This window comes from Streptomyces sp. ICN903 (assembly GCF_022015835.1).
In the GTDB taxonomy this organism is placed as follows: Bacteria; Actinomycetota; Actinomycetes; order Streptomycetales; family Streptomycetaceae; genus Streptomyces; species Streptomyces fenghuangensis.
Window position 1 is genome coordinate 1 of the sequence record NZ_JAKMAY010000150.1, and the last position, 13,913, is coordinate 13,913.

The following is a 13,913-nucleotide window of genomic DNA, read 5'->3' on the forward strand; positions in this document are numbered from 1 at the left end:
GTCCCGGCGGTCCCGGCGGCCCGGCGGGACCGATGGGATCGGTGGACGACGTGGCGCTGCTGATGGCCCGGCTCGGCGGTCTCCCAGAGGACAGCGCCGCCTCCTGGACCTTCCCCGCCGAGACGTACGCCGTGCGCCGGGCCCGTGATGCCGTCCGCGGCGTCCTGCGGGGCTGGGGGCTGGAGGCGCTGACCGACGACACCGTGCTGCTCGTCAGCGAACTGGTCACCAACTCCATGCGCCACGCCCACGGGCCCATCGGCGTACGGATGGTGCGCGGCACCTCCCTGCTGGTGGAGGTCTCCGACCCACTGCCCGTCCCGCCCCGCGAACGCAACGCCGCCGTGGACGACGAGGGCGGGCGCGGCATCCAGCTCGTCGCCCGCGGGGCGCGCCGCTGGGGAACCCGCCACGGCCCGATCGGCAAGACCGTCTGGTTCGAACTGAGCCTGCCGTGACGGAAGGTGGGCTCGATCCCATTTCCCGGCCCCCGTAACAGCGGTCCCACCTGCGCCTTGACGCTGTGTCCAACACACCGGAAAAATTGCGCCACGCCACATCGTGCGCCTTGCGATCCCGGCCGCGGTGCCGCCGCCGGACCCGGCCGGGAACGGCCACGCCGCCACGGCGCGTGGTTCGAGCGGACCCCGCCTGGTTAGGAGAGAGGGGACGGGAGCGGCCCGGGTCCCGCCGGAGGTGGCGCGAACCGTGCGGCGGACGGGACCAGCGGGTTCCGGGCGGAGTGTGCCCGGGAAGATGCTGGACCGGAACAGGAAGGGGCGGCGTTGAGCGACATTCCGGCCGAGGCGGGAAAGCCCGACGACGTACGCCGGGCCCTGGCGCTGCTGAACGCCGCGGGGGCCCGGATAGGCAACTCCCTCGATCTGGACACCACCGCCCGCGAACTCCTCGACGTGGCCGTGCCCCAGTTCTGCGACCTGGCCTCCGTGGACCTGTACCCGGAGGTGTTCTCCGGGGAGGACCCCCGGGCGGCGGAAGGCCTGGACGGCACCCGTCCGCTGCGGCGCGTGGCCTTCGCCAGCGCCGTCTCCGACGGCCCGATCACCCTCGGCCACCACACGAGCGGCGCCCCCGACCCGGACCACGTCGAACCGGGCAGCGTCCACCGCTACCCCGCCGGCTCCCCGTACGCCGACGCGCTGCGCACCGCCCGCGTCCAGCGCGTCACGGGCACCCTGGTGCAGTCCACCCTCGCCGTGCCGATGGTCGCGCGCGGCCGGGTGCTCGGACTGGTGCAGTTCTCCCGCACCAAGGGCAGCGAGCCCTTCGGCGAGCGGGACGCCGCACTCGGCGCGGAACTGGCCGCCCGCGCGGCCGTGTGCGTCGACAACGCGCGGCTGTACCGCAGGGAGCACGAGCGCGCGCTCATACTCCAGCGCAGTCTGCTGCCCCCGGACGACCCCGAGGCCGCCGGGCTCGACATCGCCTGCCGCTACCTGCCGGGCAGTACGGCCAGCGAGGTGGGCGGCGACTGGTTCGACGTCATCGAACTGCCCGGGCACCGCACCGCCCTGGTGGTCGGCGACGTGATGGGCCGGGGCCTGCGCGCGGCCGTGGCCATGGGCGAGTTGCGCAGCGCGGTGCGCACCCTGGCCCTGCTGGACCTGGAACCCGCCGAGGTGCTGGGCGCGTTGGACGAGATCGCCCAGGGGCTGGGCGCCTCCCGCGACGGCCGCGGCGACCGCGAGGGCCGGTCCGGCCGGGACGCCGACCTCTCCGAGGTGTACCTGGCCACCTGCGTCTACGCCGTCTACGACCCCGTCACCCGCCGCTGCACCTTCGCCAACGCCGGGCATCTGCCGCCCGTGCTGGTCGAGCCGCGCGACGACGGCGGCGAGCAGTCCGCGCTGCTGCTGGAGGTCCCCAAGGGCGTGCCGCTGGGCGTGGGCGGCGAGCCGTTCGAGGAGTCCGAGGTCGAGCTGCCCGACGGTTCCCTGCTCGCCCTCTACACCGACGGCCTGGTCGAGTCCCGCCACCAGTCTCTGGACCAGGGGCTCCAGGCGCTGCGCACCACCCTGTCGGGCCCCGACCGCCCGCTGGAGGACGTCTGCGACGAGGTGCTGGGCGCACTGGAGACCCACCACGGCGAGGACGACATCGCCCTGCTGCTGGCCCGGATCCAGGGGCTTCCGGCGGAGTCGGTGGGCGACTGGACGCTGCCGGCCGAGCCCCGTTCGGTCGCCCGCGCCCGTGACCTGGCCCGCCGCCGGCTCGCCGCCTGGGGGCTGGAGGACCTCGCCGACACCACCGAGCTGCTCGTCAGCGAGCTGGTCACCAACGCCCTGCGCCACGGCATGGGGGTCTCCTCCGCGCAGCCGGGAGCGGGCGCCCTTCCGGCGCAGCCGGGCGTGGGGGTCCCACCGGCGAAGCCGGGGGGAGAGATACGGCTGCGCCTGCTGCTGGACCGCACCCTGGTCTGCGAGGTGTGGGACTCCGGGCTCGTCCAGCCCCGTCGCCGCCGCGCCCGCGACACCGACGAGGGCGGTCGCGGTCTGCAGCTGGTCGATCTGCTCTCCTCGGGCTGGGGCAGCCGCCGCACCCCGCGGGGGAAGACGGTCTGGTTCGAACTCGCCCTCCCCCAGGAGGGTGAGCCCAAGCCGCCGGACTCGGCCGAGGCCCTGCTGAGCATGTTCTGAAGGGGCGGCCGGCCCCGTCTTCGCCGTCTCCGCTCCCGCCCCCGCCGTGCGCGCGGGCGGGAGTGCCGCACGTCACACCGTCCCCGTGCGGGAGCCGCGCCCGCGCCCCGGCGCGGGGCGAAGCTCCCGGTCGGCGGGCGGTCACCCCGGTGTCACCGGGCGGACACGGCCGCGGCCTACGGTCGCACAGGGCGCGGGCCGGGAGGCACGGGGAGCCGTCGGGCCCCGTCCACCGGCGCCGGGCCCGTAACATGGAGGGATGACAGGCCGTGGCGATGATCAGCCCGGCGGGCGCGCGACGCACCGGTCGCGCCGCCATCCACGATTCCGGGAGAAGCGCCCCCAGTATGCCCACGCGCCACGACATCCGTAACGTCGCCATCGTCGCCCACGTCGACCACGGCAAGACGACCCTGGTCGACGCCATGCTCAAGCAGGCCGGCGCCTTCGCCGCCCACCAGCTCGACCAGGTGGACGACCGCGTGATGGACTCCAACGACCTGGAACGCGAGAAGGGCATCACCATTCTCGCCAAGAACACCGCGGTCAAGTACCACCCCAAGGACGGCGGCGCCCCCGTCACCATCAACATCATCGACACCCCCGGCCACGCCGACTTCGGCGGCGAGGTCGAGCGCGGCCTGTCCATGGTGGACGCGGTGGTGCTGCTGGTGGACGCCTCCGAGGGCCCGCTGCCGCAGACCCGCTTCGTGCTGCGCAAGGCGCTCCAGGCCCGGCTGCCGGTCATCCTGTGCATCAACAAGACCGACCGGCCCGACTCCCGCATCGACGAGGTCGTCGACGAGGCCTACGACCTCTTCCTGGACCTGGACGCGGACGAGGAGCAGATCGAGTTCCCCATCGTCTACGCCTGTGCCCGTGACGGCGTGGCCTCGCTGACCAAGCCGGCCGACGGCACCGTCCCGGCCGACAGCGACAGCCTGGAGCCGTTCTTCTCCACGCTGCTGGAGCACGTCCCGGCCCCCTCCTACGAGGAGGGCGCCCCGCTCCAGGCCCATGTCACCAACCTGGACGCCGACAACTTCCTCGGCCGCATCGCACTGCTGCGCGTGGCCCAGGGCGAGCTGCGCAAGGGCCAGACGGTGGCCTGGATGAAGCGCGACGGCTCGGTGCAGAACGTGCGCATCACCGAGCTGCTGATGACGGAGGCGCTCACCCGCAAGCCGGCCGAGGTGGCGGGTCCCGGCGACATCTGCGCCGTCGCCGGCATCCCGGACATCACCATCGGCGAGACGCTGGCCGACCCGGAGAACCCGGTCGCGCTGCCGCTGATCACCGTCGACGAGCCGGCGATCTCCATGACCATCGGCACCAACACCTCGCCGCTGGTCGGCCGGGGCGGCACCGGCAAGGGCGCGGACGCCAAGTCGGCCGTCAAGGACCGCAAGGTCACCGCCCGCCAGGTCAGGGACCGCCTCGACCGCGAGCTGATCGGCAACGTCTCGCTGCGCGTGCTGGACACCGAGCGCCCCGACGCCTGGGAGGTGCAGGGCCGCGGCGAGCTGGCGCTGGCCATCCTGGTGGAGACCATGCGCCGGGAGGGCTACGAGCTGACCGTCGGCAAGCCGCAGGTGGTGACCAAGGAGGTCGACGGCAAGGTCCACGAGCCGGTCGAGCGCCTGACCATCGACGTCCCCGAGGAGCACATGGGCGCCGTCACGCAGCTCATGGGCACCCGCAAGGGCCGGATGGACAACATGTCCAACCACGGCTCGGGCTGGGTGCGACTGGAGTTCGTCGTGCCCTCCCGCGGCCTGATCGGCTTCCGCACGGAGTTCCTGACCCAGACCCGCGGCACCGGTATCGCGCACTCCATCCACGAGGGCCACGAGCCCTGGTTCGGCGAGCTGAAGACCCGCAACAACGGCTCGCTCGTCGCGGACCGCTCCGGAGCCGTCACCGCCTTCGCGATGACCAACCTCCAGGAGCGCGGCGTGCTCTTCGTGGAGCCGGGCACCGAGGTGTACGAGGGCATGATCGTCGGTGAGAACTCCCGCTCCGACGACATGGACGTCAACATCACCAAGGAGAAGAAGCTCACCAACATGCGGTCCTCGACCGCCGACGTGGCCGAGTCGATCGTCCCGCCGCGCAAGCTGTCGCTGGAGCAGTCCCTGGAGTTCTGCCGCGACGACGAGTGCGTGGAGGTGACCCCGGAAGCCGTGCGCATCCGCAAGGTCGTCCTCGACCAGAAGGAGCGCGCCCGCGCCGCTTCCCGGGCCAAGCACGCCTGACGCACCCGGCGATCCGTCCGAAGGGGCGTCGCGGACCGCACCGGTCCGCAGCGCCCCTTCGCGCTGCCCGGGACTGCCCGGGACTGTTCGGGGCCGTCCGGGAGTGTTCGGGCCTGTCCGGGACCGGCGGCCGTGCGGCATCCGGGCGGCCGCCGGAGCGCTCCGCGAGCCCGTTCGGCGTAGCGGCGGGAAAAGTCTCTTATGAGGTGATATGGCTCCGGAGAGAGGATGTCCAGGCCCCGAGGAGGCGCTCGTGCGAGGAGCCGTTCCCACCGCTTCGGCGGCGCGGCGCCGGCGCCCGCCCACGCGCCCGGGAGCGGACCCGGCGGGCGCGAGCGGGGGGCGCGCGGCAGGCGGTCGGAACGGACGGTTCCGCAGGGCTTCGCCCCCGCCGGCGCCGCGGTGCGGAACAGGTCGCGCGAACATGCCATTGTTTGCCGTCGCAACGGTTTTGGCGGCCGTTCGCGCGGTATGGATCTACGCGCGTCCACTCTTTCGAGGGACATCTCCCGGGTTGCGGGCGTGTTACGAGAGGTACGTACGCAGTTCAGAACGGCGCGTTCGTATATCGGCGCAGCGACGGCTAGGTTGCGGATTCATTAACTCCTTATGGGTCCAAAGTAGCTATATGTCCGACTCTTCTGGAGCTTGTCAAGCACGCTGGGACCTCAATCTGCAAAACCTTCGCTCAAGATGTGCGGAGAGTGGCCAACCGAGGGCCAAGACCTCTTGACTGAGCTGGGAACCGATTGCAAAAGTCCGCTCAGCCCATGGCATTTCCCAGTGCCGAAGAAAGAGCGGGTTCCGCCAACACCCACAGCGCGGGGGCGCAACGCGATGACGAGTCCAACCCAGGCTGCGACAGCCCAGGCCGACAACCCTGGCCCGGACGCCGAGAGCCTGAGCAAAGAGCAGACCGCCGGCAGCGGCGGCCAGCTCGCCGGCCGTTCACCCGGCCAGCTGATGTGGCTGCGCTTCAAGCGCGACCGTGTCGGTGTGATCAGTGCATTTGTGGTGATCTTCTTCTTCCTGGTCGCCGCCCTCGCACCGGTGATCTCCTGGCTCTACGGCAAGGACCCGTACACGCTGTACGGCCAGGAGCAGTACGAACTGCTGGACGAGTTCGGCTTCCCGGCCGGCCCCAACGGAGGCATCTCCTCCGAGTTCTGGTTCGGCATCGAGCCGGAGCTCGGCCGCGACGTCTTCACGCAGCTGCTGTACGGCATGCGGACCTCGCTGTTCACCGCGCTCCCGGTGACGATCCTGATGGTGGTCACCGGTGTGCTGATCGGTCTGATCGGCGGTTACTTCGGCGGGAAGGTCGACTACTGGATCGGCCGGGTCACCGACTTCATGATGGCCCTCCCCAGTCAGCTCACCCTGATCGCGGCGATGCCCGTGGTGGTGGCCGTCTTCGTGTCGCCCACCGACGAGACCCCGGTGTACGTCAGGGCGTCCGCGATCATCGTCGTCCTGTGGCTGCTCGGCTGGATGGGCATGGCGCGCCTGGTGCGCAGCCAGGCCCTCACCCTGCGCGAACGCGAGTTCGTGGAGGCCGCCAAGGTCTCGGGGGCGTCTCCCTGGCGGATCATCCGCAAGGAGCTGCTGCCGAACCTGGTCACCCCGATCCTGGTGCAGGCCACCTACATGCTCCCCGCGACGATCCTCTCCGTGGCCTTCCTGTCCTACGTGGGCGTGGGCTACGTGGAGCCGACACCGGACTGGGGGCGCATGTTCAGGACCGCCGCCACGATCTACCAGGACAACCCGACGTACATGTTCTTCCCGGGGATCGCAATGGTGATCTTCGTGGTGGCCTTCAACCTCCTCGGCGACTCCGTGCGGGACGCCTTCGACCCCAAGTCCGGACGCTGATCACGTCCATCTGAGGGGGGCTGCCACCCCCGCGTCCGGGCGACCGGACGCGACAGGGCAGCAGACGGATCCCAACTGACAGGCAGGTGCACAAGCATCATGAATCCCATCCGATCGCGCACACTGCGAGGCGCGCTCGTCGCCCTCGCCGCCGGCTCGCTGGTGCTGACCGGCTGCAGCAGCGGCAGTGACAACGGCAGCAAGAGCGAGGCAGGAGCCAAGGACAAGGAGGCCGCCAAGGCCCAGTCCGAGGCGGTCGAGTACGGCGACGCCGCCGCCTCCAAGGGCCCGGCCGAGCCGGTCGAGGGCGCCCAGGAGGGGGGCACCATCCGGGTCTACCAGGAGGACGACTTCTCCCACCTGGACCCGGGCCAGATCTACGTCAGCGACGCCGGCCAGCTCTCCGGTCTCATCCACCGCGGTCTGACCACCTACACCCAGGCCGAGGACGGCAGCCTGACCGTCGTGGGCGACCTCGCCACCGACTCCGGCAAGCAGTCCGACGGCGGCAAGACCTGGACGTACACGCTCAAGGACGGGATCAAGGACCAGGAAGGTGACCCGATCACCTCCAAGGACATCCGTCACACCATCGAGCGCCTGTACGCCAAGCACATCACCGACGGCCCGACCTACATCCAGCAGTGGCTGTCCGGTGGCCCCGACTACCGCGAGGACCTGCCCGACGGTCCGTACGAGGGCGACCACCTGCCCGACTCCGTCCTGGAGACCCCGGACGAGAAGACGATCGTCTTCCACTTCGAGACCGCGCAGCCCGACCTGCCGCAGGCGCTCGCGATGCCGGGCTACTCCATCGTCCCCGAAGAGGACGACACCAAGGCGAAGTACGACCAGAAGCCCGTGGCGCTCGGCCCGTACAAGATCGACGAGTTCAAGCCCGGCAAGTCCATGAAGCTGGTCAAGAACACCGAGTGGGACCCGAAGACGGACCCCGCCCGCCACCAGTACGTGGACGGCTGGAACATCACGTTCAACCACAGCCGCGCGGACCAGACCGAGCGCATCCTCGCCGACCGCGGCGAGGCGGCCAACGCCATCCAGATGAGCGGCTCGGTGGACTCCACCAAGATCAAGCAGGTCATCGAAGAGGCCGACGACCGCACGATCAAGGGCTACCAGCCCTACGTGTGGCAGCTCAACATGAACATGGACCGCCTCAAGGACAAGAAGGTCCGCGACGCGATCACCCACGCGCTGCCCAACGGCCAGATCCTGCGCCCCGACGGCGGCTCCTACGCCGGTGAGCCGGCCGGCGGTCTGCTCGCCCCGACCCTGCCGGGCTACGAGGAGGGCTACGACCCCTACGGCAAGCTCGACAAGCCCAACGGCGACATCGAGAAGGCGAAGCAGCTTCTGAAGGAAGCCGGCAAGGAGGGCATGAAGCTCACCTACGCCTACGCCAACGTCCCGCACCGCCAGAAGCAGGCCGTCATCATCGAGACCGCCCTGGAGAAGGCCGGCTTCGACGTCCAGAAGAAGGACATCGACCAGGCCACCTGGTACGAGCAGGTCGGCAAGGTCGACAACGGCCTGGACATCTACATGACCGGTTGGGGCCAGGACTGGCCGTCCCCCTCCACCGTCATCCCGCCGGTGTACGACGGTGACCAGATCGCCGACGGCATGTCGAACTACTCGCACATCAACGACAAGCACGTCAACAGCGAGATCGACCGGATCTCCAAGATCCAGGACCCGGAAGAGGCCACCAAGGAGTGGGTCGAGCTGCACAAGTACATCGTGGAAGAGGTCAACCCGGCCGCTCCGCTGTACTACACCAAGCAGCTGCAGATCTACGGCTCCAACGTCGGTGGCGCCCGGTACAGCACGGTCAAGAGCTACATCGACCTCACCCAGCTGTACCTGAAGAAGTAACCGGCTCATGAGGTGGGTCCCCGGGGGAGAACCCCCCGGGGGCCCGCCCACGGGCTTTCGCTTCGCACGTCCCACCCCCGTCGTCGTTGTCGCCGTGCTGAGAGCTGCGAACCACCACCATGTTTAAATTCCTCCTTCGCCGGTCGGTCGGCGCCTTCGTCATCCTGATCCTGATCAGTGCCTTCACCTTCGCCATGTTCTTCGCCATCCCGCAGGACCCGGCCCTGCTGGCGTGCGGCAAGAACTGCACCCCGCAGAACCTGGCGATCATTCACGAGAACCTCGGGCTCGACAAGCCGATCACGGTGCAGTACTGGGAGTTCATGAAGGGCATCGTGGCGGGACGGGACTTCGCCGTCGGCCACTGCGACGCCCCCTGCTTCGGCGTGTCGTTCAACGACGACCGGATGGTGTGGGACACGATCATCGACCGGCTGCCCCTGACGCTCTCCCTGACCGTCGGCGGCCTCGTCCTCTTCCTGACCCTCGGTCTCGGCGCCGGCATGATCGCCGCCCGCAACAAGGGCACCTTCATCGACAAGGCCTTCAGCTCCGCCTCGCTGGTCCTCAGCTCGATGCAGATCTACTTCCTGGGCCCGATCGTGCTGGGCCTGCTGGTCTACAGCACCGGCTGGCTGTCCTCCCCGAAGTACGTGCCGATCACGGAGAACCCGGCGGCCTGGTTCGTCGGCCTGCTGATCCCGTGGTTCGTGATGTCGCTGATCTTCACCGCGAACTACACCCGTATGTCGCGGTCCACCCTGATCGAGCAGATGCAGGAGGACCACGTCCGCACGGCGAAGGCCAAGGGCATGTCCGAGAAGTACGTCTTCTTCCGCTACGCCTGGCGCGGTTCGCTGACCCCGATCGTCACGATCCTGGGCATCGACCTGGGCGCGCTGCTCGGCGGCGCCATCGTGACCGAGCTGACCTTCAGCCTCGCCGGCGTCGGACGCCTGGCCGTCGACTCGGTCCTCTACAAGGACCTGCCCCTGACCATGGGCGTCATGCTGGTCAGCGCCGCCTTCATCCTGCTCTGCAACCTCGTCGTGGACGCCGTGTACGGGTTCATCGACCCGCGTGTGCGCCTGTCCTAGGAGAACGACCGTGACCACACTCACCAAGACCGAGGGCGCGCCGTCCCCGACCGGGGCGGGTTCCTTCCTCTCGGTTCGCGACCTCCACGTCCGGTTCTCCACCGAGGACGGCATCGTCAAGGCCGTGAACAACCTCTCCTTCGACGTCGAGCGCGGCAAGACGCTCGGCATCGTGGGCGAGTCCGGCTCCGGGAAGTCGGTCACCAACCTCGCCATCCTGGGCCTGCACAACCCGCGGTCCACGGAGATCACCGGCGAGATCGTCCTGGACGGCCAGGAGCTGACCGGCGCCTCCGAGAAGACGATGGAGGGTCTGCGCGGCAACAAGATGGCGATGATCTTCCAGGATCCGCTGACCGCGCTGTCGCCGTACTACACCATCGGCCGCCAGATCGGGGAGCCCTTCCGCAAGCACACGGGCGCCTCCAAGCGCGAGGCGCGCGAGCGCGCCATCGAGATGCTGGAGAAGGTGGGCATCCCCCACCCCAAGACCCGCGTCGACGACTACCCGCACCAGTTCTCGGGCGGTATGCGGCAGCGCGCGATGATCGCCATGGCGCTGGTGTGCGACCCCGACCTGCTGATCGCGGACGAGCCGACCACCGCCTTGGACGTCACCGTCCAGGCCCAGATCCTCGACCTGCTCAAGGACCTCCAGCAGGAGTTCGGGTCGGCGATCATCTTCATCACCCACGACCTCGGCGTGATCGCCGACGTGGCCGACGACATCATGGTGATGTACGGCGGCCGGGCCGTGGAGCGGGGCACCACCGGCGAGGTGCTGCGGGCCCCCCAGCACCCCTACACCTGGGGTCTGCTCAGCTCGATGCCCCGGCTCGGCGGGGATGTGAACCAGAAGCTCCGGCCGATCGAGGGCACCCCGCCCAGTCTGCTCAACCCGCCGTCGGGCTGCCCCTTCCACCCGCGCTGCGAGTACAGGGACAAGGTCCCCGGCGGTGTCTCCTGCACCGGTGACAGGCCCCTGCTGCCCGAGGGCCGCGGAGCCGCCTGCCACCTGACGCCGGAGCAGAAGCGGACGTACTTCATCGAGCAGATCAAGCCCCGGCTGGGCTAGGGAGCAAGAGACATGAGCGACGAACTCACCCTGACCAGGCCGGCGGACCCGGCCGTGGGCACAGGCGAGCCCCTGCTGGAGGTCAAGGGGCTGACCAAGCACTTCCCGATCAAGGGCGGCTTCCCGATCAAGCGGACCGTCGGCGCGGTCCAGGCCGTGGACGGGGTCGACATGACCGTGCACGCGGGCGAGAGCTTCGGCCTCGTCGGCGAGTCCGGCTGCGGCAAGTCCACCACCGGCCGGCTGCTGACCCGGCTGCTGGAGCCGACGGGCGGCACGATCAACTACCTGGGCCGGGACATCACCCACGCCAAGCGCAAGCAGCTGGCGCCGATCCGGTCCGAGATCCAGATGATCTTCCAGGACCCGTACTCCTCGCTGAACCCGCGCCAGACGGTCGGCAAGATCATCGGCGGGCCGATGGAGATCAACGGCATCAACCCGCCCGGGGGCCGCGAGAAGCGGGTCCGCGAGCTGCTGGAGATCGTCGGCCTCAACCCCGAGCACTACAACCGCTTCCCGCACGAGTTCTCCGGCGGGCAGCGCCAGCGCATCGGAGTGGCCCGCGCACTCGCGCTGGAGCCGAAGCTGATCGTGGCCGACGAGCCGGTCTCCGCACTGGACGTCTCCATCCAGGCACAGGTCGTCAACCTGCTCCAGCAGGTGCAGCGGGAGATGGGCATCGCCTTCATCTTCATCGCGCACGACCTGGCGGTCGTGAGGCACTTCTCGCAGCGTGTCGCGGTGATGTACCTCGGCAAGATCGTGGAGGTCGGGGACCGCGAGTCGATCTACACCCGGCCGCGGCACCCCTACACCCACGCGCTGCTGTCCGCCGTCCCCGAGGCGGTGCTGCGCGACGAGGACGAGACCGAGGGGCGCGAGCGCATCCGCCTGGCCGGCGACGTGCCCTCGCCGATCTCGCCGCCGTCCGGCTGCCGCTTCCGCACCCGCTGCTGGAAGGCGCAGGACAAGTGCGCGACGGACGTGCCGCCGCTGGTGCAGATCGAGGGCAACACCCCCGGTCACCTGACGGCGTGCCACTTCCCGGAGGCCGGGACCATCGAGGGCGGCAAGGAGATCGTCCTCGACCCGGGCCTGGCCGCCATGGAGCACAAGGACACCGGGGCCGCCGACTCGGGCAAGGAGTCCTGAGCACAGCGCCCCGGAACCCGCCCGGACGCCGCCGCGCCCCCCGCGAGGGGCGCGGCGGCGTCCGCGTCGTACGGCTTGTGAGGCCTGACGCGGCCGGGCACGGTCACGCCACGCCCAGTGACCTCTTGAGGAAGGCCACCTGGAGCAGCAGCAGGTTCTCGGCCACCTGCTCCTGCGGGGTCATGTGCGTCACCCCGGACAGCGGCAGCACCTCGTGCATACGGCCGGCGGCCAGCAGCGCCGAGGACAGCCGCAGGGTGTGGGCGGCCACCACGTTGTCGTCGGCCAGGCCGTGGACGATCATCAGCGGCCGGTGCGGACCGGCCGGCGCCGACAGCCCCTCGTCGGTGACCAGGGAGTTGGCCGCGTACACCTCCGGCCGTTCCTGGGGCAGGCCGAGGTAGCGCTCGGTGTAGTGGGTGTCGTACAGCCGCCAGTCGGTGACGGGAGCGCCGGCCACCGCCGCGTGGAAGACGTCGGGGCGGCGCAGTACGGCCAGCGCGGCCAGGTAGCCGCCGTAGGACCAGCCGCGGATGCCGACCCGGTCCAGGTCCAGGGGGTGGTCCCCGGCCAGTGCGTGCAGGGCCTCGACCTGGTCGTCCAGGGTGGTGCCCGCCAGATCGCCCGCGACCGCCTTCTCCCAGGCGGGGGAGTTGCCGGGGGTGCCGCGGCCGTCCGCGACCACCACGGCGAACCCCTGGTCGGCGAACCACTGCGAGGTCAGATGCGGGTTGTGCGCGGCCACCACGCGCTGGCCGTGCGGGCCGCCGTAGGGGTCCATCAGGACCGGCAGCACCCCGTCGCCGTCGCGGTACCCGGTGGGCAGCAGCACGGCGGCCGGAATCCGCCGGGCACCCGCGCGCAGCAGCCGGGGGCGGGCGGTCAGCATGGGCGTCTCGGCGTGTGAGGCGATGACGGCCAGCGGCGTCGGTGCGCCCTTGCCGGTCTCGGGCAGGCGCAGCGCCTCGGCGCGGGCGCCGGGCCGGTCCGGGGCCGCGGTGGACAGCACCACGGTGTCCCCGCCGCGGACGGCGGAGGCGATGTGCGCGCCGCCCGAGGGACTCACCCGCTCCCAGCCGCCCTGGTCGCCGCTGCCGCGGAACCAGGCCCGGTAGACGGCGATCTCGCCCACGGGGGAGTCCTCCGGCGCGTCCGGCCCGGCCGAGGCGGAGAACAGCACGTCCTCGTCACCGACGTCCAGTACCGCGCGTACGTGCAGGGCGGCCGAGGTCAGCGGCCGGTCACCGACCACCAGGACGCGCGCCCCGCCCTCGTCGGCGATCCGCACCAGGCGCCCGTCGGGCGTCCAGACGGGCACGCCGGGGAAGAGTTCCAGCCACGCCGGGTCCTCGTCGGCGTGCAGCGGCGCGGTGCGTCCGGTGGCGGTGTCGACGGTCAGGTAGAGGTGGCTGCGCTGGTCGCGCGACTGGACGAGCAGCAGGGGCGGCCCGGCGGCCGACCAGTGGACGCGCGCGAGGTAGGGGTAGCGGACGCGGTCCCAGACCACCTCGGTGCGGCCCGCCTCCCCGGCCGCCTCTCCGGCTCCCTCCCCGTCCCCGACGTCGAGCAGATGGAGTGTCACCTCGGCGTTGTCCGTGCCGGCGGCCGGGTAGGCCACCTCGGCCGGCTCGCTCTCGGGGTTGGCCGGGTCGGCGATCCACCAGCGGCGCACGGGCGAGTCGTCCACCCGGGCGGCCAGCATCCGGGTGCCGTCCGGAGACCACCAAAAACCCCGGGAGCGGTCCATCTCCTCGGCCGCGGCGAACTCCGCCAGACCCCAGGTCGTACGGCCGCGGCCGGGGGTCTCCTCCGGCCCGGCCACCGCCCGGTCGCCCCCGCCGCCGAGGTCCGCCACGCGCAGGGCCCCGTCCGCCACATAGGCGACGCGCCGGCCGTCGGGGGA

At 70.7% G+C, this 13,913-nt stretch carries 9 protein-coding genes; 8 read left to right on the forward strand and 1 reads right to left on the reverse strand.

Annotated elements, in window-relative coordinates:
- The 8 genes from L7D48_RS16555 to L7D48_RS16590 all read left to right on the forward strand — a co-directional run.
- A partial coding sequence (locus L7D48_RS16555) for an ATP-binding protein (protein WP_237880218.1) occupies positions 1–458 on the forward strand: 458 nt, incomplete at its 5' end.
- A gap of 327 nt (positions 459–785) precedes the next feature.
- Entirely contained in the window at positions 786–2,657 is a 1,872-nt protein-coding gene (locus tag L7D48_RS16560; protein ID WP_237880219.1) for a SpoIIE family protein phosphatase, read from the forward strand.
- Positions 2,658–3,004: 347 nt separating this feature from the next.
- Positions 3,005–4,912, forward strand: a complete 1,908-nt coding sequence (gene typA, locus L7D48_RS16565) for a translational GTPase TypA (RefSeq protein WP_237880220.1) — start codon at positions 3,005–3,007, stop codon at positions 4,910–4,912.
- Between the two features lie 837 nt (positions 4,913–5,749).
- On the forward strand, positions 5,750–6,787 hold the full coding sequence (locus tag L7D48_RS16570) for an ABC transporter permease (RefSeq protein WP_237880221.1): 1,038 nt from the start codon (positions 5,750–5,752) through the stop codon (positions 6,785–6,787).
- A 99-nt stretch (positions 6,788–6,886) separates the two neighbouring features.
- A complete protein-coding gene (locus tag L7D48_RS16575) occupies positions 6,887–8,683 on the forward strand; it encodes an ABC transporter substrate-binding protein (RefSeq protein WP_237880222.1) in 1,797 nt (598 codons plus the stop codon).
- Between the two features lie 119 nt (positions 8,684–8,802).
- Positions 8,803–9,780: an ABC transporter permease gene (locus L7D48_RS16580; RefSeq protein WP_237880223.1), complete on the forward strand. Its 978-nt coding sequence runs from the start codon at positions 8,803–8,805 to the stop codon at positions 9,778–9,780.
- Positions 9,781–9,790: 10 nt separating this feature from the next.
- A complete protein-coding gene (locus L7D48_RS16585) occupies positions 9,791–10,855 on the forward strand; it encodes an ABC transporter ATP-binding protein (protein WP_237880224.1) in 1,065 nt (354 codons plus the stop codon).
- 12 nt (positions 10,856–10,867) lie between these two features.
- On the forward strand, positions 10,868–12,010 hold the full coding sequence (locus L7D48_RS16590; protein WP_237880225.1) for an ABC transporter ATP-binding protein: 1,143 nt from the start codon (positions 10,868–10,870) through the stop codon (positions 12,008–12,010).
- Between the two features lie 103 nt (positions 12,011–12,113).
- Here the strand turns inward: L7D48_RS16590 and L7D48_RS16595 are convergent.
- Positions 12,114–13,913 (reverse strand): S9 family peptidase (locus tag L7D48_RS16595; protein ID WP_237880226.1); only part of this gene is annotated, 1,800 nt, incomplete at its 5' end.

Excerpts from the sequence above, each read along its gene's own strand:
- L7D48_RS16590 (WP_237880225.1), top strand. The coding sequence starts at position 10,868 with ATGAGCGACGAACTCACCCTGACCAGGCCGGCGGACCCGGCCGTGGGC.
- typA (WP_237880220.1), top strand. The coding sequence starts at position 3,005 with ATGCCCACGCGCCACGACATCCGTAACGTCGCCATCGTCGCCCACGTC.
- L7D48_RS16570 (WP_237880221.1), top strand. The coding sequence starts at position 5,750 with ATGACGAGTCCAACCCAGGCTGCGACAGCCCAGGCCGACAACCCTGGC.
- L7D48_RS16580 (WP_237880223.1), top strand. The coding sequence starts at position 8,803 with ATGTTTAAATTCCTCCTTCGCCGGTCGGTCGGCGCCTTCGTCATCCTG.
- L7D48_RS16575 (WP_237880222.1), top strand. The coding sequence starts at position 6,887 with ATGAATCCCATCCGATCGCGCACACTGCGAGGCGCGCTCGTCGCCCTC.